Origin of the sequence: Vibrio rumoiensis (assembly GCF_002218045.2) — a bacterium.
In the GTDB taxonomy this organism is placed as follows: Bacteria; Pseudomonadota; Gammaproteobacteria; order Enterobacterales; family Vibrionaceae; genus Vibrio; species Vibrio rumoiensis.
In genome coordinates this window covers 210,320-233,435 of record NZ_AP018686.1, presented here as the reverse complement: position 1 = coordinate 233,435, position 23,116 = coordinate 210,320, and the positions used below count along the sequence as shown (strand labels likewise).

19 protein-coding genes are annotated in these 23,116 nt (G+C 43.4%); 7 read left to right on the top strand and 12 right to left on the bottom strand.

What is annotated here, in order from left to right; translation table 11 throughout:
- Nucleotides 1-58: 58 nt before the first annotated feature.
- The gene (locus VRUMOI_RS13555) at nucleotides 59-274 is read right to left on the bottom strand and encodes a DUF3820 family protein (protein WP_089138137.1); all 216 of its coding nucleotides are present in this window, start codon (nucleotides 272-274) and stop codon (nucleotides 59-61) included.
- Between the two features lie 85 nt (nucleotides 275-359).
- Complete coding sequence (locus VRUMOI_RS13550) at nucleotides 360-563, bottom strand: chromosome partitioning protein ParA (protein ID WP_089138136.1); 204 nt, start codon at nucleotides 561-563, stop codon at nucleotides 360-362.
- Between the two features lie 312 nt (nucleotides 564-875).
- Between VRUMOI_RS13550 and VRUMOI_RS13545 the strand changes: the two genes are divergently transcribed.
- Genes VRUMOI_RS13545 through VRUMOI_RS13520 form a run of 6 tightly spaced genes read left to right on the top strand, consistent with a single transcriptional unit; the run spans nucleotide 876 to nucleotide 8,244 of the window.
- Nucleotides 876-1,832 carry an AAA family ATPase gene (locus tag VRUMOI_RS13545; RefSeq protein WP_089138135.1) on the top strand — a complete coding sequence of 319 codons (957 nt, stop codon included), beginning with the start codon at nucleotides 876-878 and terminating at the stop codon, nucleotides 1,830-1,832.
- Complete coding sequence (locus VRUMOI_RS13540) at nucleotides 1,832-2,812, top strand: DUF58 domain-containing protein (protein WP_089138134.1); 981 nt, start codon at nucleotides 1,832-1,834, stop codon at nucleotides 2,810-2,812. Before VRUMOI_RS13545 ends, VRUMOI_RS13540 begins: the two co-directional genes overlap by 1 nt.
- Nucleotides 2,805-3,518 carry a DUF4381 domain-containing protein gene (locus VRUMOI_RS13535; RefSeq protein WP_089138133.1) on the top strand — a complete coding sequence of 238 codons (714 nt, stop codon included), beginning with the start codon at nucleotides 2,805-2,807 and terminating at the stop codon, nucleotides 3,516-3,518. Before VRUMOI_RS13540 ends, VRUMOI_RS13535 begins: the two co-directional genes overlap by 8 nt.
- Complete coding sequence (locus tag VRUMOI_RS13530; RefSeq protein ID WP_089138132.1) at nucleotides 3,511-4,473, top strand: vWA domain-containing protein; 963 nt, start codon at nucleotides 3,511-3,513, stop codon at nucleotides 4,471-4,473. Before VRUMOI_RS13535 ends, VRUMOI_RS13530 begins: the two co-directional genes overlap by 8 nt.
- Nucleotides 4,466-6,481 (top strand): vWA domain-containing protein, encoded by a 2,016-nt coding sequence (locus VRUMOI_RS13525; RefSeq protein WP_089138131.1) that lies wholly within the window; start codon nucleotides 4,466-4,468, stop codon nucleotides 6,479-6,481. Before VRUMOI_RS13530 ends, VRUMOI_RS13525 begins: the two co-directional genes overlap by 8 nt.
- Nucleotides 6,482-6,501: 20 nt before the next feature.
- Nucleotides 6,502-8,244 carry a BatD family protein gene (locus tag VRUMOI_RS13520; RefSeq protein WP_162598406.1) on the top strand — a complete coding sequence of 581 codons (1,743 nt, stop codon included), beginning with the start codon at nucleotides 6,502-6,504 and terminating at the stop codon, nucleotides 8,242-8,244.
- A 311-nt stretch (nucleotides 8,245-8,555) separates the two neighbouring features.
- Here VRUMOI_RS13520 and VRUMOI_RS13515 read toward each other — a convergent pair whose 3' ends face one another.
- The 3 genes from VRUMOI_RS13515 to VRUMOI_RS13505 all read right to left on the bottom strand — a co-directional run bounded on the left by VRUMOI_RS13515 (nucleotide 8,556) and on the right by VRUMOI_RS13505 (nucleotide 13,135).
- Nucleotides 8,556-11,036 carry a DEAD/DEAH box helicase gene (locus tag VRUMOI_RS13515; RefSeq protein ID WP_089138129.1) on the bottom strand — a complete coding sequence of 827 codons (2,481 nt, stop codon included), beginning with the start codon at nucleotides 11,034-11,036 and terminating at the stop codon, nucleotides 8,556-8,558.
- Nucleotides 11,037-11,781: 745 nt separating this feature from the next.
- Nucleotides 11,782-12,165, bottom strand: a complete 384-nt coding sequence (locus VRUMOI_RS13510) for a cytochrome b562 (RefSeq protein ID WP_089138128.1) — start codon at nucleotides 12,163-12,165, stop codon at nucleotides 11,782-11,784.
- Between the two features lie 106 nt (nucleotides 12,166-12,271).
- Entirely contained in the window at nucleotides 12,272-13,135 is an 864-nt protein-coding gene (locus tag VRUMOI_RS13505) for a phosphatase PAP2 family protein (protein WP_231897574.1), read from the bottom strand.
- A 190-nt stretch (nucleotides 13,136-13,325) separates the two neighbouring features.
- Between VRUMOI_RS13505 and VRUMOI_RS13500 the strand changes: the two genes are divergently transcribed.
- A complete protein-coding gene (locus VRUMOI_RS13500) occupies nucleotides 13,326-14,690 on the top strand; it encodes an MFS transporter (RefSeq protein ID WP_231897550.1) in 1,365 nt (454 codons plus the stop codon).
- Between the two features lie 168 nt (nucleotides 14,691-14,858).
- Here VRUMOI_RS13500 and nirD read toward each other — a convergent pair whose 3' ends face one another.
- From nirD to cobA, 7 genes are all read right to left on the bottom strand, one after another.
- Nucleotides 14,859-15,194, bottom strand: coding sequence for a nitrite reductase small subunit NirD (nirD, locus tag VRUMOI_RS13495; RefSeq protein WP_089138126.1), 336 nt, complete (start codon nucleotides 15,192-15,194; stop codon nucleotides 14,859-14,861).
- A 2-nt stretch (nucleotides 15,195-15,196) separates the two neighbouring features.
- A complete protein-coding gene (nirB, locus tag VRUMOI_RS13490) occupies nucleotides 15,197-17,806 on the bottom strand; it encodes a nitrite reductase large subunit NirB (RefSeq protein ID WP_089138125.1) in 2,610 nt (869 codons plus the stop codon).
- Nucleotides 17,807-17,816: 10 nt separating this feature from the next.
- On the bottom strand, nucleotides 17,817-18,680 hold the full coding sequence (locus VRUMOI_RS13485; protein WP_089138150.1) for an ABC transporter ATP-binding protein: 864 nt from the start codon (nucleotides 18,678-18,680) through the stop codon (nucleotides 17,817-17,819).
- Between the two features lie 126 nt (nucleotides 18,681-18,806).
- Nucleotides 18,807-19,811: an ABC transporter permease gene (locus VRUMOI_RS13480; protein WP_162598405.1), complete on the bottom strand. Its 1,005-nt coding sequence runs from the start codon at nucleotides 19,809-19,811 to the stop codon at nucleotides 18,807-18,809.
- A 29-nt stretch (nucleotides 19,812-19,840) separates the two neighbouring features.
- The gene (locus tag VRUMOI_RS13475) at nucleotides 19,841-21,205 is read right to left on the bottom strand and encodes a CmpA/NrtA family ABC transporter substrate-binding protein (RefSeq protein WP_231897549.1); all 1,365 of its coding nucleotides are present in this window, start codon (nucleotides 21,203-21,205) and stop codon (nucleotides 19,841-19,843) included.
- Nucleotides 21,206-21,494: 289 nt separating this feature from the next.
- Nucleotides 21,495-22,139: an ANTAR domain-containing response regulator gene (locus VRUMOI_RS19795; protein ID WP_089138124.1), complete on the bottom strand. Its 645-nt coding sequence runs from the start codon at nucleotides 22,137-22,139 to the stop codon at nucleotides 21,495-21,497.
- A 98-nt stretch (nucleotides 22,140-22,237) separates the two neighbouring features.
- Nucleotides 22,238-23,074 (bottom strand): uroporphyrinogen-III C-methyltransferase, encoded by an 837-nt coding sequence (gene cobA, locus VRUMOI_RS13465; RefSeq protein ID WP_408646309.1) that lies wholly within the window; start codon nucleotides 23,072-23,074, stop codon nucleotides 22,238-22,240.
- Nucleotides 23,075-23,116: the final 42 nt, after the last annotated feature.

Genomic DNA, 23,116 nt, shown 5'->3' with positions numbered 1-23,116 from the left:
AAAAGTGAAGCTATATTTTAGCTTCACTTTTTTATGTCTACCATAGAGACAAAAGAAGTTAGCATTTTAGTGGTTTCACTAAGCTATCTAAACCTTCTACTTTCAGTGCTAAACATAGCCTCAATAAATCCCCTAGTTCACCTTTTGGAAATTCAGCTTTATTTTGAAACCACAACAAATACTCTTCAGGTAAATCAATTAACATTCGCCCTGCATACTTACCAAATGGCATCGGCATGCGAGCTAGCTTTATCAGGTTCTCTTTTTCTAACACTGTGTATTCCATCAACGGTTATATGAATACCTAAAAAAACGCCTGCGCTTAAAGGCAGGCGTTTTATCTATTCATTCAAAACAAATTAATGCACTGGACGTGCTTCATCATCGTTAAACTTACCGAAATGCTCTTCAAGAACTTCTGGTGTTAACTTACCTTCAGCTTCTAGTTGCTTAAGCTTTGCAACAATTGCTTTTTGTTCTTCAATGCTTGGTAATGGCGTTTCTGGAGCGTCTGTCATTTCTGCCGACATTTGCTCTAGCTCTTTTTCGATATCATTACTCATGATCTAATTCCCAACGTTACAATTTATAAAATCAATTGTATTAATTCTAACGGCTTTGGCTCACAACTACCAGAAAAGCGCTTTGAAATCGCCCTTCCCAATCCTATATATGTCTTACTTTTCATTTTAGCTCTGATATTATGAATAAAAATCAATCATCTAAATACGCTAACCGATTTTAGATCTCAGAAGTAAGAACTTTTTAGTATTCGGATGGTCATAAAATTCAAGTTACAAAATGTCACATTTCATGTTGTGGGCATTTTAAATATATAAACAACTTTCTCATACATATCAGGAGATATTTTGACCATGCATTCGGACACTTTTGCCCAGCTCCAGCAATATTTGAATTCTCAAGTGATTGGCCAAAATGAATTAGTTAAACAATTATTAGTTGCACTACTTGCTGATGGGCACATATTAGTGGAAGGTCCTCCAGGGCTTGCCAAAACCCGTGCAGTTAAAGTCTTAGCAGATTGTATTGAAGGTGATTTTCATCGCGTGCAATTTACCCCAGATCTCCTTCCAGCCGATTTAACAGGTACGGATATCTTTCGCCCTGAAACGGGAGAGTTTACGTTCCAAGCCGGCCCTATATTTAATTCGCTTATTTTAGCTGATGAAATCAACCGTGCGCCTGCTAAAGTTCAAGCAGCAATGCTAGAAGCGATGGCAGAAAAGCAAATTACAGTTGGACGTGAATCTTATAAATTACCTGACCTATTCCTAGTGATGGCAACTCAAAACCCGATTGAACAAGAAGGTACCTACCCTCTTCCTGAAGCACAATTAGACCGATTCTTACTGCACCTCGAAGTCAATTATCCAAGTGCTGAAAGTGAATTAGACATCTTGCGTCTTAACCGTGGAGAAGCTCAAGGTCACCTTGCCAATCAACCTGTGAAGTTATCTCAACAAACCATTTTCGATGCTCGACAGGCTGCTTTATCTATTCACATGGCCGAAAATGTTGAGCAATATATTATTCGTCTCATTATGGCAACGCGTCAGCCATCACAATACAACCCACTGCTAGCCGAATGGTTACAAATGGGAGTCAGCCCACGTGCGACTATTGCACTTGATCGCTGTGCTCGTGCGCATGCTTGGCTTGCAGGTCGTGATTTTGTCAGCCCTGAAGATGTACAAGCTATGGCCTTCCCTGTATTGCGTCACCGCTTATTACTTAGCTATCAAGCACAAGCTGAAGGCGTGACCACTAACCGCGTCATCGCAGAATTATTAGCACAGGTTGGCAGTGCATGATGGAGCAAAAGTTACCCCCTTTTGCAACGGGCGTAGAATTAAGCTTAAAAGAACTGCTGTATTACAAAAGCCATACGGTACATTGGCAGCCGCCAAGCAAAAGTTTATGGTCACAACTGAATGGTAGTCATACGAGTAGCCAGAAAGGTCGTGGTATGAATTTTTCCGAGGTTCGCCAATATCAAGCCGGTGATGATATTCGCTCAATCGATTGGCGCGTCACGGCACGTACCGGAAAAGCGCATACCAAGCTGTTTACCGAAGAGCGTGAACAGCCAGTGATCTTATATCTAGATCTCAGCTCAAGCATGCGTTTTGGCTCTCAATTGCTGTTTAAAACCGTTCAATGTGCGCATTTAGCTAGTCTATTAAGCTGGCTCGCGGTAGAACAAAAAGATCGCATTGGTGCTGTGATTGATATGGGAGACCGCCTAATTGAGCTAAAACCCACCGCTCGCCAACAAGGTGCATTGCATATTAGTCACCAATTGGTTCAGCTCAATAATGAAGCGCTCGAGCAATTGCAAGCACAACAACAATCAAACGCTAAGCCAGCTGAAACGTTACCATTTCAGCAAGTCCTTCAAACCTTGCATCGTATGTGCCCGAAAGGCAGTGATATTGTTTTCATCAGCGATTTCAAACGATTAGACTTAGATGGAAAACCATTACTCAACCAGCTTAAACAACATAACCGATTACAGTTTATCCATATATTCGATCCTCTAGAAATGGGCAGCACTGATTTCCGTGGTAGTGAATATGTTAGCAATGGTGAACAAACTCGCTGGTTGAACTTCGGGCAAAAAAATACCCGTACGCAACTAAAAAACCGCTATATTGAACATCTCAATCAAATAGAAAAAATCTGTAAAAGCCTCGCTATCCCGCTACGCTCTTTATCATGTGCAGAGCCTTTATTATCTCAACTAGGTGCGCCTTCATCTTCAGCACCAATTTCAGGAAATATGAATGAATAACGATCCATTATCTGCGGTATCACACGCTCAACCTGCTTTATCTGAGGCTGGCTCTCAAGCACTTCCTTTAGCCCCATTGCATCTACCTGCAGAACCCGGCTTATGGCCTATCGCTTGGGGATGGTGGGCTTGCGCGGCCATCATCATCTTGTCGGTCATCATTGCGCTCATTGCAGCCTCTCGTTATAAAAAACGCCGTTTAGCCAAAAAGGCTGCGCTGCGATTGCTGGCTCAAAACAGCACCAAACAACAAGGGCAGAAAAAAGTTGCCACGGCCAATGACTTACTTCGTCAAGTTTGCTTGTCTTACTACCCAAGACCGATGCTCGCCAGTTTACACGGTGAACGTTGGTATCGTTTTTTAGATGAACAACACCCATCGAAAAAAGCCAACTTTCAAACCAACCAACAACAATGGCAAGTCGCTTTATATCAAAAACAGCCTGTCACTGAAGAGCTGGCGGATCAATTATACAAACAAGTTGAAGACTGGATTGAACAAGCGTTACCGCCAAGCAAAAAGAGCATTAAAGCGGTTCAACAAGCCCTCAAACAATCATCGAATGATCTCTCAGACGGTGTTGTGTCTGCTGCTCGTCCTGCATCCAAATCGCCGAAATCATTAATTGAAAAAGAACGAGTTCTCACTGAACTTCAATCGAAGAATCAACATTCAACAGCAGAAGGTTCTAAAGACGATGTTTGAGTTTCATTGGGTGTGGGTGTTTTTAGCCTTACCACTGCCTTTGATTGTGTATTTTTTTGCTCCAGCTCATCAACCAAGGGCCGCCATTGTTTTACCTACCCTACCAACAGAGGGTAATGTCCAACAAAAACAACACATTGTCCTTAAAGCATTAGCGGTGGCAATTTGGCTATTATTGGTCACCGCCGCAGCAAGACCAATATGGTACGGCAAACCTGTCGAGTTTCAGCCCAAACATCGCGATATGATGCTGGTTGTCGACTTATCAGGCTCTATGGCGCAAGAAGATATGAATTCTCCTTCCGGCTATATCGACCGTTTAAGCGCGGTAAAACAAGTATTAACCGACTTTATTGCTAAGCGAAAAGGTGACCGATTAGGGCTCGTTTTATTTGCTGATCACGCTTATCTACAAACGCCACTCACGCTCGATCGCACCACCGTATTGCAGCAATTAAACCGTGCCCAACTAAATATGATCGGTACTCAAACCGCGATTGGTGAAGGCCTAGGCATTGCCACCAAAACCTTTATTAAAAGTGAAGCAGAACAACGTGTGATCGTTCTATTAAGTGACGGTAGTAACACGGCGGGTGTTATAGATCCCATTGAAGCGGCCAATATTGCGAAAGAAAACCACGCCATTATTTATACGGTTGGTATTGGTGCTGGTGAATTACAAGTAGATAGCTTCTTTGGTAGTCGTACGGTGAATACCGCTCAAGATCTGGATGAAAAAACGCTCACTCAAATTGCACAAATGACGGGCGGTAAATATTTCCGCGCTCGTGATCAGAAAGAGCTAAACGAAATTTACGATACCATCAATCAGTTGCAACCGGTCAGCAATGCGACTCAAACCTGGCGTCCACAAACCGAATGGTTCACTTATCCACTCGCTTTAGCATTAATTTTGTCATTCATCCTTGCCGTATTAAGGAGACGACATGTCTGATTTTCAACTTCTTCACCCTGCTTGGTTATATGCAATTATTCCGGCCATATTCCTCAGTGTATGGCTATATCGCAAACCCAAAACCACCAGCCTAATTGCTAATCATTTAAGCCAGCAATTAGGGCTTGATCAAACAAGAACGCATAGCTCAGTCGTTGGTCTACTGTTATCCGCTTGGCTGATTGCGATTATTGCACTGGCTGGACCAAGCTTTGAGAAACAGCAAGTTCCGAGCTTTGGCGTAAATAATGCCCGAGTGATTGTGATGGACATGACTTTATCCATGTACGCGACCGATCTTGCGCCGAATCGCTTAACTCAAGCTCGTTACAAAGTGATGGATTTATTGCCAACGCTAAAAGAAGGCACCACCGGACTGGTCGCCTACTCTGCCGATGGTTATATGATCAGCCCATTAACCAATGACACCAACACTCTCGCAAGTTTAATTCCAAACCTATCTCCCGATATTATGCCAACCCATGGCAGTAATGCGGGCGCGGGCGTTAAAAAAGCCATCGATATGTTGACTCAAGCAGGCCATCAACAAGGTGACATTATTTTAGTTGCCGATGGGCTAAGCTCTGCCGAATCAAACGACATCGCGACCCAGTTAAAAGGCACCAATTGGCACTTATCCGTCATGTCAGTCGGTACGGCGCAAGGTGCACCCATTCGCCTACCAAGTGGTGATATGTTCACCCACAATGGCACAACCGTGGTGGCTAAAGCGGATCTCAACGCTCTACAATCATTAGCACAAACTGGACACGGCGTTTATACCGCGCTTCGCACCGATGATGTCGACATTCAAACTCTCGCCCAATCCCTCAATCATGTGGAATTAAAAAACCATCAAGAAAACAAAGGATCGCCAGAATTGGAAGTACATATTAATCATGGTTTTTGGCTATTGCCTATCTTGCTTATTCTTGCCCTTGGCGCGTTTCGCCGTGGCGGCATTTTCAGCCTAGCACTTTTAGTCAGCCTGCCCTTGCTGCAACCTCAGCATGCTTTCGCGGCGCAAGAGACTCAGCCTCAAACCCCTCCAAGATCAGGTTTTGACATTACATCGGCATTTAAAACGCCTGATCAACAAGGTTATCAATCTTATCAAGCGAAAGATTATGCCAAAGCCGCCACGCAATTTGAAAACCGAGCATGGCAAGGGGCGGCTCAATATCAGGCCGGTAATTACCAAGCCGCGATTCAGTCTTTACAAGGCCTAAACGATGAAGATTCACGCTACAACTTAGCCAATGCTCAAGCCCAAGCCGGCCAGTTAGAGCAAGCGAAACAAGGCTATGAAAATATCTTAAAAACCAACCCAAATCATGCTGATGCGAAAAAGAATCTCGACATAGTGAACAAAGCTTTGCAGCAGAAAAAGCAACAACAAAACCAAGACGAGAAAAATAAGCAGCAAAAGGATCAAGATAAGAACAAGCACAATCAAAAGAACGACAAAGACTCTCAAAAACAGCAGTCTAAAGATCAACAATCACAAGACAAGCAATCGCAAGATAAACAAAACGAGCAATCGAAGGGCGATAACTCTCAAGATAAGTCGTCGCAAAACGATCAGTCAAAAAGTGATCAGTCGCAAGACTCACAATCACAAAACAACCAGAACCAATCCGCTCAAAACCAGAATAAAGATTCTCAACAAAATCAGAATCAATCTGAGCAAAGTGAGCAAGGCCGACATAACAAAGAGCAGCAAAATAGCTCACAACAAAACAGCCAAGAAAAATCTCAACAGCAGCAACAAGCTCAAGCGAAACAGCAAGCTGAGCAATCAAAACAAAAAGAAGAGCAACAAAAACAGCAAGCGATGGCGGCAAGCAAACAAGATAAAAACAACCCAGCGGGTAACACGGTCGCCGTTGATCCAACACTCAACAAACTAGAGCAGATCCCTGATGATGCAAAGCGTCTACTACAGGCTCAAATGGCGCTTGAAGCTCAACAAAATCCGCAACCAGAATCTAACGGTCAGCAATGGTAATTCGACGAATGGAAAACACAATGTATTCAATCTTTTCTCAACTATTGTCTCAGCTAAGTACCTCAAAACTAAAGCGTGCTTACCATAAACAGTTGCTACTATTGAGCGCAGTTTTAATGTCACTGACGATAAGTCATAGTGCATTTGCCAATGATATACAGGCGACGGCTTCCGTCTCACAAACCCGCTTAAGCACCAATGAAGTGTTTAATCTACAAGTGGCGTATATGGGAGCGGCTCATCGAGAAGATTTCGATCCAAGTGCACTAGATAAAGATTTCACTCAAGGCTCGGTGCAGTTTGGCTCATCGCGTTACAGCATTAATGGCAAAGTCACCTTAAGAAGTGAATGGAACATCAGCCTAGCGACCAATAAGTCGGGCGAAGTGATCATTCCAAGCTTTGACATTAATGGGGTCAAAACCGACCCTATCACCTTGCATGTCAGCAACGATCCAAGCACACCAAAGCAAAGTGACTTAATTAGTTTTGACGACAGCATTTCAAAAACCACTTTATACCCAAAAGAGATGGCAACGTTCACTTCTCGCTTATTAGTGAAGACCGACCCACGTGGTTTACAAAACACCAAACTCACGCCACCTTCTGGTGATGGCTTAAGCATCGACCCAATAGGCCAGCCTAACCAATATCAAAAGATCATTAATGGCATTGAAACGACGGTGGTAGAGCAAGATTACCGAGTAACCGCCGAACAATCCGGAACACATAAGTTGATCCCCACTCGTCTACAAGCCTCGGTGATTAGTATCAGCCGCACAACCGGTACCCGACGCATTGTACCGGTCGATGTGCAATCAGACCCGATCACCTTAACCGTGAAAGAAAAGCCCACTTCGTATCAAGGCGCATGGCTACCAACCCAATCGCTCACATTGCAACAAGCTTGGCAAGACAGTGAAGGTAACATGCTCGATTCATCAACCGCGATAGAGGCCACGGTTGGTCAACCCATTACCCGCATTCTCGCCCTAGTCGTACAAGACATGAGCGCAGAAAGCTTGCCTGATATTAAAATTGACTACCCAAAATCCGTACGTGTTTACAGCGAAAAGCCGAAATTTGGTCAGGATAAATCTGGCAATACCGTCATGACATTGAAACAAGTGATCATGCCGAAAAAATCTGGCGACATTACCTTGCCATCGGTGAGCGTGCCTTGGTGGAACTCAAAAACCAACCAAGCAGAAACCGCCAAAGTAAATGGGGTGACTTTAAAAGCGAAAGTCGATGAGAATGCACCGCAACCATCACAAACGCCAAACGTACAGCCAGAAAATACCACTAACACAGCCAAAAGTGATAAAACAGCTGAGCCTCAAGTCGCACCAGAATCTAATAGTACTAACGCAAGTTTTTGGCCATACACGACTGCCCTATTTGCGGTTTTATGGTTTATAACACTCGCATTATTGATACAACAAAAGCGTAAACAGCCTCAAACACCCACTGAGGAAACTACGCCAATTAAAGCACAATCAAACAACTTCAGTGAGGCGGTTAAATCCAAAGATGGGGCAAAAATTCAAAGTGCTTTTGCTCAGTGGCAAGCTCAGCATTCAAATATAACCGACGATCTCAAACACAGTATCCAGTCAGAGATCAACGGATTGATGGCAAGTTTATACGGCCCTCAGCAGCAAGATTACGATATTCAAACCTTGCTGAAACTCATCAAGCAAGCAGAAAAGCAAAGTAGGAAAACCAAAAGCAATAAAGAAGAAACTATTGCCAAGCTATAACTAACAAAAGCCAAAACAAAACACCCCATTGATATTTGATCAATGGGGTGTTTTTTGTTGTGAAGCGATAGGTTGGGATTAGGGGGTAATATGACTTTTTCTGGCAAATACTAAAAGTTGAAACTGGGATTTGGACAGAAATGTGTTTTGGAAATAGAACATTAGCAATTAATTAATAGGTATGGCAAATCACTAAACTTGTCATCGAAAGCCGTTGGTGAAGCTCAGTCCATTTACCTACCTCTTTTGATTCAAATGGCTGACTACTAACACAAAAAGGGGAGCTATTGCTCCCTTAATAATCACCGTAGTTATGCTTTAAAAGGTACTGTATAGTGCTCTTCTATATCTTGTCCTCGAAGCTTGTACGTTGCTAATTTCTCACGTATTGCATCGACATTATTGAGCTCATTATTAGTAGAGATAGATTCAAAAAAGCTAAGCGTATTATGACGAAGTTCTTGCAACTTTTGTTCATTAATAATACGAATTGTCGGCTTAGGTGAAGATGCGTATTCAAATTTCACTGAAGGGTGAACCATTATTGGTGTATGCTGACTTGTGAAGTCATACTGGTTTTCAAACCAAGTAGAAGAACCATTTAGCTGGTTACAGTAGCTCTTATTAATAGTGTCTGAGGTTGCTTCGTTTTTACACTCAATAACCAGATATTGCTGATTTCCAATAGACCAAAGATTATCGGGTCCTTTGTTATAAGCTAGTTCTGGTCGTTGACTATTGAAACCTAACATTTTTGCTAAATTATCCATCGCAGCTTCAAATTTATTTGCTGACTTAGGTTTGAAATATAAGTCGTCAATAACAGCATTTGCAGCAATAATCATCTTGTTTTTTATCAAAAACTTACCACTCAAATAACTTGAGCATTGCTCTGCCTGCTCTTGGGTTAAATCATTCACTTTAGTATAGCTAAGTCCAGACAATGGTTTTAAAAGTCTTTGATTATAAGTATTTGCATTAAGAAGTATCAGCTGAGCCTGGGTTTCGTCATTTATGTTTGTATATTCAGCCAATACTTGTTTTAGATATCCTTTTAAAGCGTTATTGTCACAAGCATTCGCGGTAGCTTCAATGATTCTACATGCGCCATTTACATCACCGCGAGTAGCAGCTAAATAAGCATCATAAAGTGAGAGCTTAATTGATTTACTTTCAGTTCGCTCGCGATAAGTCAACTGAGCTAGTTGCCCTTTACTGTACCCAACCCACTGTGGATCTTGTAGTAAACAGTAGTCCATCAACTGTTCTAGCTCTGCAATTGGTTTATCCGCTACTTGCCCTGCTATACTTTCCGATATGTTCATTTGCGCACGAGTAGCTGGTGAAAAGTTATCAATAGCATTATCTGTATAAATAGTGCTTGTCAGCCCCTTCCCTGCTAGCAAAACCACACAGTAGTCATCACTAGAACGAACACCACGCCCCATGCCTTGTTCGATCCGCTGAATCTTTTCTACATTGTCATAGTTACTCGACATCAGTGAGGACTGCTTGACTCGATCAATCAAGTTTCTTGCATCTGGTAGACCATCGATAACTAAGAGCCTACATGCTGTTTGGGGTAGATCAATACCATCATATCGGTTATTCAATACCACTAAACCCACGTGTTGAGTTTTCAAACGAGCAACACCTTCACTAATATTACTTGAGTTCAATGTGAGATCAGCTAAACCTTCCCATTGTTGAGTTCGATATGTCGACGGCGTTATAATTACAACATTATGTTTTTTTGAAACATTTTTGCATAACTGTTGGATATCTTCGTCTGTTATCTTAGGGTTAATAACTTGAGGTAGTAAGATCATGCGATCACCGACATCTCCAGCACTGTCTGGAGTTATCGGATTAGATAGTTTACTAGGGTTCACGCCGAAGTGAGTAGAGAGAATGCTATCGTCTGCAAGTGTTGCAGTCATAAATATTTTACGAGTTGCTTGCCCCAATGCAGGTATCACTGAAATAGGAATAAAGTGAGGAGATATCTCAACTTTACTTGCACTAAATACGCAGTTTGCTAGCTGAAGATGATTCTTAAGTAACGGGTATGAAAACTCTATGTCACGCTCGCTTTTGTATTTAACAAGTGTCTGTGTTACTAGTGCTTGTTGCTTTTGCCAACTCCAGAACGGCACTTGTAAGAATGCACTAGAGTCGCCACTCAAAATCTCATGGTATTTAGCATGACTTTGCTTTTCTAGTACACTGTCAAAAATAGAACGCAGCTCATCATATAGCCGAGAAGTAGAAGGGATTTCCATCGTAAATTGCTGATCAACTGTATCTAAACACGCATGAGCATCGTCAACAATAATGCTTCCAATAGGTACTTTAATTCCCTCATCATCAACACCAAAAACAGAGCGACCATTAACAAGCTTATGTATATTGATAACTAGTATGCTATTCCCAGATAGATATCTCGGGTCATGCGGATTTTTCGTTGTTTCAATACCAAGCTCTTTGGCTTCCAATACGACTTGATCAACAAGGTAGTTATCTGGCACAACATAAACCGCAGGGCCTTTCTTTTCATTTAAACAACTTTTTAGCACTAGTAAACCTACTGACGTTTTACCACCGCCAGTATTCATTTTGATCACTAAGTTATTCGTATCCCTTCTTTCATACCACTTCGTCCAAACTTGACTTTGAACATCACGTGGATACTGAAATTTCCCACTAACCTTAGGAAGGGCCTGAAATATCTCTCGTGGGTTGTAAGAGCTATCAACAGGATTAGTTCCACCTAACCGACTAAAATCTAACATTTTTCATCCTTCCCCTGAACAATCACTTAGACCACTATATGCACATACAAGCGTACGTACAACGACCTATCTCACAACTATTTATATCGTTTGAGATACGTGCTGACTACGACGTTAAAAGTTATATAAACATCAGTAATCAATAAAATAGGGGGACCAAAGTAGGGAGGAACAGATCCCCTTAACCTTACTAGCTAGAAATTCACTCCAAATTACTACTGGTATCTCAAATTTACATAAAGAAAATAAACTCAAACTTCGAACCGTAAATCATTTCGGGGCATAAATAAGTCACTCACATCAACCCTCCCCCGCCCTCCCTTGGCTGTCAATCTTGATACCAAGTATTTTTCATTGGTAAAGGGAGGGAGTTATTGGTGATCGCTTGTTGTTTCTCCGCATATATTTAAGATGTACCAGCTTCAAGTTTCCAACATTCAGCACTAGATAAACCTATTCCTGATCTGCTTAGGTTCCACTGTCATGACGACTTAAGTCGCTTACAGCATTCAATTAACCATAGTAAACATGAGAGTAAAAGCGACAAAGAACAGCTCTTCCCCTTGGTAGATAATGTCACTTGGCAGTAGAAGTCGATATAAGGGGAAGTTGGATGGGGTTGGTTACGCCGAACCACTTTGGAGGCAAACTAGATAAAGCTTTATTTCGATGAATAGATAGATCAACAACCCGAGTCAGATCTTCCACTCTAGCAAAAGAAGATCTAACCCAGTTTTATTCATTTTTAACCGAACAACTTACTCCAAATACTTGGATTACGCTTGTCATGATATTCAACACGAAGATCATCAACTTGGCGTAGCTCTTCTTTTGCTTGCTCAAATTCACCCGCATCAAGATGCGTTTCGACGCTATCTAATGTCGTGGTCAATTTATTAAAACCTTCCAAGTACAATTGTTGTTTTTCTGGTGAGTAAGTGCCTTGCTTGGCTTGATTAACTAACGCCGTCAGCTTTTCAACGGGCGCTTTCATTTCATCAATATTCTGTGCTTTGGCGGCGTGATTGAATTCAATTTTCATTTCTTTCATCGTCGCTTTCAGGTCACCCCCAGAAGCATACACATTAGCGGTAAGTAATAAGGCGATAAACGGAATTAACTTTTTCATGTACAGTTTTCCTAATATTTGAATGCAATCAGCAGTGTAACGAAAGCCGTCAGTTCGGCACAAGTAGAAGTTAAGGTTCAAGTAAATAAGCCCTGACTCCAAGTCACTACTTAGCTTTAAACCTCACCCAAAGCTTCTCAATAATCACAATGCTGAACGCACTAATGATGGCAGCAAGGCAGGTTGAAGCGAGAACATCTTGTGGCCAGTGCATACCTAATAATATGCGGCTGGTCCCCATACCTAGGCCCCATAGAAATACAATAATATTCAAACTCGTCGCGCCAGAAAGGAGCAAGAAGTAGCTTGCGGTTAGCACCAGCGTAATGGCAAAAATAGTATGACCCGATGGAAAGGCATAACCCACTTCATGGGCCCAATGATGTTGTAAGCTTTTCGACACATTCATTGGTGGAACAGTATGGAGCTGTTGTGAATTGGATTCATCTTGATACTGGTGCAAAGCCGCTTTGACATCGGCTCGACGTTCCTTGCTTTTTTGCTGATAAAACGTCGCTAAATCAATCGGGGAATCGGCTTGCTGACTCAACCATGTAAAGTTCGGCCTTGGCTCTTCAAAGTGCGATTTAAGGCCATGATTCAGCGTAAAACTCACCGTTAAACCAAACAGTGTCGCCAATACCATTTTCTGCCAATGAACCTTATTCATAAACTTAAAGCTAAGCGCCCAAAACACCAACACCGTTACAATCGCATAGGGTGAGGTTCCGGTCGATGTTAAATAGTACAGTAATGTTGCGGGCCAATGAGACAGATCAAGCCAAGGGAAAACTTGCTGATCCGTTAACAATAAAACACTCGGTAAAAGGGCGAGCCCTAACCAGATTAAAATTAAACGTAAATACACTTGATATTGCGTTACCACATCAACCTCTTGATCTTGCAATAATTTTGTCGACAGCCTAACGTGACGCGCTTTTTTCAGCAACCTAAAAACCTCATCACTCACTGCACTCAAGCCTGTCACCACAAATTAAAGTAAATAATAAATATCATTAACTTCATATAGATAGGCTATTATTTTAACCATCACCACTCCGTTATTGTGGTCGATTTATTACTCGTAGAATGACCGCTTCTATGTTACAAGATATTTCTTAACTTCCTTTCATGTTGTGTCTTAAAAAATGAATAATTCAATGACCGATGGTTTACCCAATCCACAACGATTAGGGGCTATTCTCACTATTGCTTTTGGTATTACCATGGCGGTATTAGATGGGGCGATTGCCAATGTTGCGCTGCCCACTATTGCTAGCGATCTTAATGCCAGCCCTGCGGAGTCGATTTGGGTAGTGAATGCCTACCAAATCGCGATTATCATCTCGCTTTTATCGATGTCTTTTATTGGCGATCTGGTGGGATATCGACGCGTTTATCAAGTCGGTTTAGGCATATTCTGTTGTACGTCTCTCTTTTGTGCCCTTTCAACTTCACTCGAAATGCTGACCTTTGCTCGTGTATTGCAAGGGTTTGGTGGCGCGGCATTAATGAGCGTCAATACCGCTCTGATTCGGCTAATTTATCCGAAACGCTTTTTAGGCCGAGGGATGGGAATTAACTCATTCATAGTGGCCGTCTCTGCTGCTGCGGGCCCCACGGTGGCGGCGGCCATCCTTGCCGTGGCTTCATGGAAGTGGCTATTTTTAGTCAACGTACCCATTGGGATCATTGCGCTCATTCTGGCATTTAAATTCTTACCCGCGAATCAAGAAAAGTCAGCCGGTCAACGCTTCGATATTCCAAGCGCTATCATGAATGCGCTGACATTTGGTTTGTTAATTTCAGCAATTAGCGGCTTTTCACAAGGCCAATCCATCACCTTGATCAGCGCTGAATTAGTGGCGGTGGCGGTTATTGGCTTTTTCTTTGTTCGTCGCCAGTTAACGTTGGCGGTACCGTTACTGCCGATTGATTTGCTTAGAATCCCGATTTTTTCACTTTCTATGTGCACCTCAATCTGCTCATTCTGCGCTCAGATGCTTGCGATGGTTTCATTGCCTTTTTTCTTGCAGTCAGTTCTCGGTCGCACCGAAGTGGAAACCGGACTACTGCTCACCCCTTGGCCGCTCGCGACTATGGTCATGGCACCTGTTGCTGGGTACTTAATTGAACGTTTTCATGCAGGCTTACTTGGTGGGATCGGGATGGCCATTATGGCGACGGGGCTGTTTGCTCTCGTCATGTTGCCGCAAAATCCGGCTGATATTAATATTATTTGGCCGATGATTTTATGTGGTGCGGGCTTTGGTTTATTCCAATCGCCGAATAACCACACCATTATTTCATCCGCGCCACGTAATCGCAGTGGCGGTGCCAGTGGCATGTTAGGGACGGCGCGATTATTTGGTCAAAGTACTGGCGCGGCGTTAGTGGCATTAATGTTTAATATGTTCCACGATAACGGTACGCATGCTTCGTTGATTCTCGCCGCGAGTTTTGCCACCATCGCCGCGATTGTCAGTAGCTTGCGTATGACGCAGCCTAAAGCGAGTAGCGATTAATCCATCGTTGCTCGGGCGCTGCGCTTGTCGTTATTCGAATGCTCGATATCCTATAGTTTAAATAACGAAAGTGCAGCGCCCTAAACTATAGCCAAAGTAATTGGAGTTGCAGTGAGGCGACAAGTGAGTGCAGTCAACAAAGCTGCATCTCCAAGTACGAAGGCTATATTAACGACTAATCCAAACCGCTTGTTGTTCAACCTTAACTTGCCAGGTTTTTACTTGTATCTCCGGTTGTTCGATACAGTGTCCACTCTGTAAATCAAAATGCTGTTTATACAAAGGCGATGCCACACACGGCGTGCCTTTGACATCCCCGACAATGCCTCGACTCAATACAAAGGCTTTACCAATCGGATCCCAATTATCAATCGCAAACACTTGTTCAGACGTTTGTTTTTTCTCTGATGGCAAATAAAACAAAGCCACTTGCTGATCATCAACTATTGCGCCAGTACCTAGGTAAGCATTGAGTTGGTTTAATTCACATACTTTATGCCACATGATTACGCTCCTACTTTTTCAGGCTGTTTCTCATCCATAGAAACTGGCGAGTCTGCCACCGTTGCATCAATAAAGGTGGTAGGGATACGCTGTTCACGAATGCGTTGATAAGTCATCGGCACGCCATATTCTCCCTCTTCTTTATTAATAAACGGGCGGAATTTGGCACGTTTAAGTGGATTTTCCACCGCGGTTTTCCATTCACATTGATAGGTATCCACCACTAACTGCATTTGTTCTTCCAAGGCTTCGGCCAAGCCTAACGAGTCTTCAATTACAACTTGCTGTAAGTACTCTAGACCGCCCTCTAGGTTTTCTAACCAAACCGATGTACGTTGCAATCGGTCTGCCGTTTTAACGTAAAACATTAATACTCGGTCGATATATTGGATCAATTGTTCTTTGGTCAGATCAACCGCAAATAAATCCGCGTGACGTGGGCGCATGCCACCATTCCCACACACATACAGGTTCCAACCCTTTTCCGTCGCGATCACCCCAATATCTTTGCCTTGGGCTTCAGCGCATTCACGAGTACAACCGGAGACGGCCATTTTAATTTTGTGTGGCGAGCGCAGACCTTTGTAGCGATTCTCAAGTTCAATCGCCAAACCAATAGAATCATCCACACCATAACGGCACCATGTAGAACCAACGCATGATTTCACGGTACGCAGTGATTTACCGTAAGCATGGCCTGTTTCAAAACCCGCTTGAATCAGCTCTTCCCAAATGTCCGGTAATTGGCCCATCTGTGCGCCGAATAAATCGACCCGTTGCCCCCCCGTGATCTTGGTATAAAGGTCATATTTCTTGGCGACTTCCCCTAATGCGATCAGTTTATCTGGAGTAATTTCACCACCAGCAATCCGTGGAACAATCGAGTAAGAGCCATCTTTTTGTAGGTTGGCCATAAAGGCATCGTTAGAATCTTGCAAACTATGATGAATAGGATCCAAGATATGCTCATTCCAAAGTGAGGCAAAAATCGAAGCCGCGGTGGGTTTACATAAATCGCAACCGAGTCCGTGGCCATGTTCTGCCAACAAAGTATCAAAGTCTTTAATTTCTTCTACTTGGCATAAATGGAAAAGCTCTTGGCGTGAATATTCAAAATGCTCACATACATGGTTATTGACTTCCATTCCCATGTTCGCCAATTCATTATCCAGCACGGTTTTCACCATGTTGCTACAACCGCCACAGCCACTCCCCGCTTTGGTGCAAGATTTCAGTGATGCTAAATCATGGCTACCAGCATGGATAGCTTCCACTAAGTCGCCTTTCGTCACGTTGTGACAAGAACAAATGAGTGCAGTGTCCGAGACTTCGCCTGACAACATGGAGGTATCAAATAAAAGATGCGCGGCGTGATCGGGTAACGGGGTTTCATTGAGATAACATTGCAGCAAAGCGTCATAATCGCGGTTATCACCCACCAAAATTGCGCCTAATAATTTATCCCCTTCCGCATTAACCACCAGCTTTTTATAGCTCCCGACCACGGTATCTTGCAGCACCATTTCTTGCGCGCCTTGAGTCATCATCTGAGCATCACCAATGGATGCGACATCCACTCCCAATAATTTCAGCTTGGTGCTCATATCCGCACCTTTAAAGCTTGTTGTTGATTTAGAGCCTTGCGTTGGAATGACAAAATCTTGTAATAAACTGCCGCAAGCTACCCGCGCCATTTGATAGCCGGGCGCGACAAGACCAAAGATCTTTTGCTCCCACAGCGCGCACTCGCCAATGGCGTAAACATTTGAATCATTGGTTTGGCATTCATCATTAATGACAATGCCGCCACGTTCTCCAATCACCAACCCAGCCTGCCGCGCCAAGGCATCTTGTGGACGAATACCCGCAGAGAACACCAATACATCCACTTCAATATAGTCGCCATTTTTGAAGTTCAAACGATGCTTGGCGGTTTCACCATCGGTAATTGAGGTGGTGGCGGTATCAAGATGAACATGCAAACCGAGCGCTTTAATTTTGTCTTCCAATACCCCACTCGCACCGGCGTCTAATTGTACTGGCATCAATCTTGGCGCAAACTCAATCACATGAGTATCCACGCCCAATAAACGTAATGCGTTGGCCGCTTCAAGCCCAAGCAAACCGCCACCGATCACCGCGCCAGAACTCGATTTCTCACAGGCTTGACGAATTTCGGTTAAGTCATCCAACGTTCGATAAACAAAGCATTGCTCACGATCATTGCCTTCAATCGGTGGAACAAAAGGGTAAGAACCCGTCGAGAGCACCAATTTGTCGTATGCCAACACATCTTCATCGTCCATCACTAAACGTTGGTTTTCGGTATCGAGTGTGGTGACTTTGCTGCCAAGAATTAAGCGAATATCATTTTGTTGATACCAATCTTCACTGCTCAGGAGTAAATCTTGATGGCTTTGACCGGAAAAGACCGATGATAAGTGCACTCGGTCGTAGGCAACAAAACGCTCTTCGCCGATCACAGTAATTGAATAATGATCCGTCGCCTTGGCTTCAACCAAACGTTCAACAAGGTGATGCCCAACCATACCGTTACCCACGATAACTAAATTTTGTTTACCGCTTGGCGAGCGACTGATTAACTTACTCATGGCATACTCCTTATGCGCGTTTGATGTCTGAAGCGAAGGTCACTTTCGCTTTAAGTGGTTTTGATACCGATTCCGCTTCATCATCGGTTTGAGGGTGTAATTGCTTTTCATATAAAAATTTCAAGACTGATTGACGATAGCCTTGATATTGCGGGTCATTAGCCAGCTCTACTCGGTTTCTAGGGCGGTCTAATTGAATATCCAGCACTTCCCCTATGGTGGCGGATGGACCGTTGGTCATCATGACGATCTTATCCGACAGCAATACGGCTTCATCGACATCGTGGGTGATCATAATGATGGTGTTACCTAGGTCGGCTTGAATTTTCATTAATGAATCTTGCAGATGAGCACGGGTTAAAGCATCTAGCGCGCCAAAAGGCTCATCCATTAATAGCACCTTAGGTTGTAGAGCTAACGCACGGGCAATGCCGACTCGTTGCTTCATCCCTCCCGAGATTTCATCCGGCTTTTTATCGGCAGCATGCTGCATTTGAATTAACGCCAAATAATGCTCGGTTCTTTCTTTAATCCACGCTTTACCTTTGCCTTGCTCTTTTTGTTTAGCCACTTGCTTAACGGCCAATTCGACATTTTGATACACCGTTAACCAAGGCAATAAGGAGTGATTCTGGAATACTACGGCGCGCTCTGGCCCCGGACCATCCACCTCACGACTATCAACAATCACGCCGCCATCGGTCGGTAAAGTCAGCCCTGCGACGAGATTAAGCACGGTTGACTTACCACAACCAGAGTGACCAATCAGTGAGACAAATTCGCCTTTCTTAATGGTTAAATCGACGCCTTTTAAGGCAATAAACTCACCTTTCGGAGTTGGAAATCGCATGCCTAATCGGGTTAACTCGACCATCGGGCGATAGTATTTTTGTTCAGGAGCAAGTTGATCATCATTTTTCACTTGCTCGCTTGATTTAACGGCTTCCATAACAGTCATATTCATTCTCCATCCTGAGATTTTTTCGAAAACGGTGTGTGCTTAGCGAAGTTCTTGCTTCTTATCCCATGAGATTTTTTTCTGTAGTAACAACATGCCCTTATCAAACAACAATCCAATAAACCCAATCACAATCACCGCGACCATGATGCGCCCAAGGGAATCCGAGCTGCCATTTTGAAACTCATCCCACACAAACTTTCCAAGCCCTGGGTTTTGCGCCAGCATTTCCGCGGCAATTAACACCATCCAGGCGATACCAATCGACAAACGTAACCCGGTAAAAATCATCGGAACCGCAGAAGGGAGAACGATGGTTTTAACGTGTTGCCACCAAGACAAACGCAATACTTTGCTCACATTCAGCAAGTCTTTATCAACGCTATTGACCCCTACTGTGGTGTTAATCAATGTTGGCCAAATACAACACAAACACACGGTCAGAAGAGAGTTAATAAAAGCCTTATCAAACATCGGTTCGTCCGATACATACGTGGCACTCACGACCATGGTAATAATGGGTAACCAAGCTAACGGTGACACAGGTTTAAGCAGTTGAATCACCGGGTTAAAAGCCTGATATAGGGATTGATTCAGCCCCAGGACAATCCCAACAGGGATCGCAATTGCTGTCGCGAGTAAAAAGCCTGCGGCAACGGTCACCAAGCTCGTACCAATCTGATCAAAAAAAGTCGCTTTACCGGTATAAGGACGCATCCGCACATCGGCATTCGGATCTTTGGCGAGCTTCGCTTGATTGCGAGTTTCTTGACGCTGATAAAACGCCTCTTCGCGCTCCCGACTGGCAAAGTGTTCTTTGACTAAACCTGAAAATTGTTGACCCGTTTCATAAGGCCCCGGCAAAGTACCTAAAGAGGTGTGCACTTGTTTGGCGGCGAGGCTCCACATCAATAGAAATACCACCACACCCACAACGGGTAGCAGCCATTTTTTCGCTCGTGAAATCGACGCTTGGCCGGAGTGATAAGGTAACAATGAAAAAACATTGTTCTTCTTTTTACTTGAGATAACGGCTGAATTCGACATAGTGAGTCTTCCTTGAATGTGATGAATAATTAAATCGTGTCTTTATCTTTTAAGCCGATGCTGAATTTTTCTAAATACGCATTCGGATGTTTACCATCAAAGGTAATGTGGTCGATAAAGTGTTTTTGAGGGGGGCGGAATCCATCTGTCGAATTCAACTCAGGAAAATCGGAGGCGTTAAACGTGCCGTCATCAATCAATGACTGAGCGGCTTTTTTATAAATATCGGGACGATAAACCTGTTTCGCGATATCCATATACCAAGAGTCTGGTTTGTACTGTGGAATTTGTCCCCAACGACGCATTTGAGTCAAAGTCCAAATTGCATCACTGTAATACGGGTACGTTGCGTTATGACGGAAGAAAACATTAAAATCAGGGATATCTCGCTTATCGCCTTTTTCGTATTCAAAGGTGCCGGTCATCGAGTTAGCGATCACCGCTTTATCGGCTCCGACATACTCGCTACGCGCTAAAATACCCACTGCTTCATTGCGATTTTTATTGTTTTCTTCATCTAGCCAATAGGCGGCGCGGATCATGGCGCGCACCACACGTAAGTGAGTATTTGGGTATTTCTCTGCCCATTGCTTGGACACACCAAATACTTTCTCTGGGTTGTTTTGCCAGATTTCATAATCGGTCACAACCGGCACACCAATCCCTTTAAACACCGCTTGTTGGTTCCATGGTTCACCTACGCAATAACCATGAATAGTGCCCGCTTCCATGGTGGCTGGCATTTGTGGCGGTGGTGTCACACTCAAAAGCGCATCGGCTTGATAAGTACCGCTGTTATCCCCTTTTTCGGGTGCGTAAAATCCTGGGTTTATTCCGCCCGCAGCAAGCCAATAACGTAGTTCATAGTTATGGGTTGATACTGGAAACACCATACCCATTTTGAAAGACTTACCTTCACTGTTGTATTGCTTAATGACGGGCTTTAGCGCATCAGCTTTAATGGGATGAGCAATTTTTCCATCGGCACTTTTGGCTAACTGAGGTTTCATTTGCTGCCAAACATCATTTGAAACGGTAATCGCATTACCATTTAAATCCATACTAAAGGCAGTAATAATATCGGCTTTCGTCCCTATACCAATGGTTGCGCCAAGCGGTTGACCTGCCAGCATATGGGCTCCATCCAATTCACCATCAATCACCCGATCAAGAAGCACTTTCCAATTAGCTTGAGATTCTAACGTGACATAAAGGCCTTCATCTTCGAAGTAATGTTTCTCATAAGCGACCGCAAGAGGAGCCATATCAGTGAGCTTTATAAAGCCAAACGTGAGATCTTCTTTTTCTGGCTCTCCGATGGTCACTTTGGCTTGGGTTAACGGTGTGAATGCCAGAGAGACTCCAACAGCCAATAACGTCAGTGTTTTCTTCATGTGCGACTCCATGTCCCGATTACAATAAAATCCAATAAAAAAGGCGCTACCGATCCTAAGATCGCTAGCGCCTTTGCTGTTCTTGATGATCCCGTTACCGCCATTGATAACTGACTTCATCGATAATTTTTCTGTCTCTTTCTTTTAAAAAGAATCCAATTTCCGTGCCAACTTTACATACGCCTATTTTTCAGTGGGTTATCAAATACTGGAAGCGACTTCACTGATTGATGAATAGTTATGGTGCAGGTGTGCACTAGTTAAACCCTTAAAATCTTAATGGCTATACCTACAAACTTAAATTTTCTAAGGTAGAAATCAGGTTTCTTGCCACTTGCCCTAAGGTTTGGCTATTCTTCATCGCAGAGGTTCTGAGTGCTTGATAAGCTTGTTGCTCATCTAAATGATGCAGCTTCATTAATAGCCCTTTGGCTTGATCAACGTATTTTCTGTCATCGACTTTTTGGGTTAGTTTATGAATGATTTGGGTTTGTGCTATCTCCGTAAGACGAATGTTTTGTGCATATTGAATCCACCCCATCAAGCTTCCTTCAGTGGCTAAAGGTAATAAAGCATAACCATTTGAACCGGCAAGATAGTGAGCGTCATTATGATTAAGATGTTGAGTTAACAACAGAAGTGGTAACGATTTTTTATTGGCAAACTCAATCACACACGCCAATTCGCCACAGGGTTTTTGCCACGATACAACAAGACACGCATTCGGCTGATGCTGGACTCGCTCTGGAAGCTGCTTTAACGAGCACGCAGTAATGTCTTCAAAATCTTGGGCAAGTTGAGCACACAACTTGACCTGCTGAGCGGTATTGTCACAACAGACAATCAACGGTGTGTTTTTTGAAATCAATGTAGTGTCATTTGGCGATGCTTGACTGGGTAATAATGATTGATTAGGTAATAAAGGTTGAGCCATGACTTTGCATCCTTGCAATGGTCGAATATCAATCTTTAATAAGCAGCAACATACATGCCGATTAAGCAAATAAATCCTTCAAAAACAACAAAATACCTCTAAAGTGGTAGACTGGCATTTTCTTTTAATTCCGCCATTAATTGGTCGCGCAATGCCACGACCTCGCCGACCACAATTAACGCTGGTGTCAGCCCTTTTAATTGCTTGGCTAAGCGAGGTAATGAATCGAGTGTCGCAGTATACGTTTTCTGCTGCAGACTACATCCGTTACCGATAATCGCAATCGGTGTCGTCGCAGATAAACCCGAGGCTCGTAATCCTTGTTGAATAGAGTGTGCTTGTTCCAATCCCATATAAAACACCACCGTTTGACCTGAACCAACTAAACCTGTCCAAGAATCAAACGCACCATTCATGACATGACCGGTCACCAACGTCACACTACGTGAAATTCCACGATGGGTGAGCGGAATTTTGGCAGAAGCTGCGCAGCCAATCGCAGCAGTAATACCTGGAATCACATCATATTCGATCCCTTGTTCGATTAGGGCGAGTGCTTCTTCTCCTCCACGGCCAAAAATAAACGGATCGCCGCCTTTTAAGCGCACAACACTTTTTCCTTGCTGTGATTGCTCAATCAAGATCTGATTAATTTCATCTTGTTTTAAGCTAGGTTGACCGCAACGTTTTCCAACATAAATCTGCTCGCAATGCTCTGGGATCAAATCAAGAATCTCACTGCCGACTAGACGGTCAAACACCACCACATCCGCTTTTTGAATAGCATGATAAGCCTTGATGGTTAATAGCTCAGGATCATTCGGCCCTGCCCCGACTAATAGTACTTTGCCCTTTCGGTTTGAACTCGATGCTTTGGTGCAAAGTAAATGGCGGTCTATTCTCTTTGTATTAAGGAGCGCAATCGAATTATTCATTGGACGGCATTTTTCTGTATTTATATTTTTCATCACACACTT

What these genes read in the sequence shown, in the direction of transcription:
- VRUMOI_RS13525 (WP_089138131.1), top strand. Translation starts at nt 4,466, where the DNA reads ATGTCTGATTTTCAACTTCTTCACCCTGCTTGGTTATATGCAATTATT.
- nirB (WP_089138125.1), bottom strand. Translation starts at nt 17,806, where the DNA reads ATGAGTAAGTTAATCAGTCGCTCGCCAAGCGGTAAACAAAATTTAGTT.
- VRUMOI_RS13485 (WP_089138150.1), bottom strand. Translation starts at nt 18,680, where the DNA reads ATGGTCGAGTTAACCCGATTAGGCATGCGATTTCCAACTCCGAAAGGT.
- VRUMOI_RS13550 (WP_089138136.1), bottom strand. Translation starts at nt 563, where the DNA reads ATGAGTAATGATATCGAAAAAGAGCTAGAGCAAATGTCGGCAGAAATG.
- VRUMOI_RS13500 (WP_231897550.1), top strand. Translation starts at nt 13,326, where the DNA reads ATGACCGATGGTTTACCCAATCCACAACGATTAGGGGCTATTCTCACT.
- nirD (WP_089138126.1), bottom strand. Translation starts at nt 15,194, where the DNA reads ATGTGGCATAAAGTATGTGAATTAAACCAACTCAATGCTTACCTAGGT.
- cobA (WP_408646309.1), bottom strand. Translation starts at nt 23,074, where the DNA reads ATGAATAATTCGATTGCGCTCCTTAATACAAAGAGAATAGACCGCCAT.
- VRUMOI_RS13535 (WP_089138133.1), top strand. Translation starts at nt 2,805, where the DNA reads ATGAATAACGATCCATTATCTGCGGTATCACACGCTCAACCTGCTTTA.
- VRUMOI_RS19795 (WP_089138124.1), bottom strand. Translation starts at nt 22,139, where the DNA reads ATGGCTCAACCTTTATTACCTAATCAATCATTATTACCCAGTCAAGCA.
- VRUMOI_RS13515 (WP_089138129.1), bottom strand. Translation starts at nt 11,036, where the DNA reads ATGTTAGATTTTAGTCGGTTAGGTGGAACTAATCCTGTTGATAGCTCT.
- VRUMOI_RS13480 (WP_162598405.1), bottom strand. Translation starts at nt 19,811, where the DNA reads ATGTCGAATTCAGCCGTTATCTCAAGTAAAAAGAAGAACAATGTTTTT.
- VRUMOI_RS13530 (WP_089138132.1), top strand. Translation starts at nt 3,511, where the DNA reads ATGTTTGAGTTTCATTGGGTGTGGGTGTTTTTAGCCTTACCACTGCCT.
- VRUMOI_RS13510 (WP_089138128.1), bottom strand. Translation starts at nt 12,165, where the DNA reads ATGAAAAAGTTAATTCCGTTTATCGCCTTATTACTTACCGCTAATGTG.
- VRUMOI_RS13520 (WP_162598406.1), top strand. Translation starts at nt 6,502, where the DNA reads ATGTATTCAATCTTTTCTCAACTATTGTCTCAGCTAAGTACCTCAAAA.
- VRUMOI_RS13545 (WP_089138135.1), top strand. Translation starts at nt 876, where the DNA reads ATGCATTCGGACACTTTTGCCCAGCTCCAGCAATATTTGAATTCTCAA.
- VRUMOI_RS13475 (WP_231897549.1), bottom strand. Translation starts at nt 21,205, where the DNA reads ATGAAGAAAACACTGACGTTATTGGCTGTTGGAGTCTCTCTGGCATTC.
- VRUMOI_RS13540 (WP_089138134.1), top strand. Translation starts at nt 1,832, where the DNA reads ATGGAGCAAAAGTTACCCCCTTTTGCAACGGGCGTAGAATTAAGCTTA.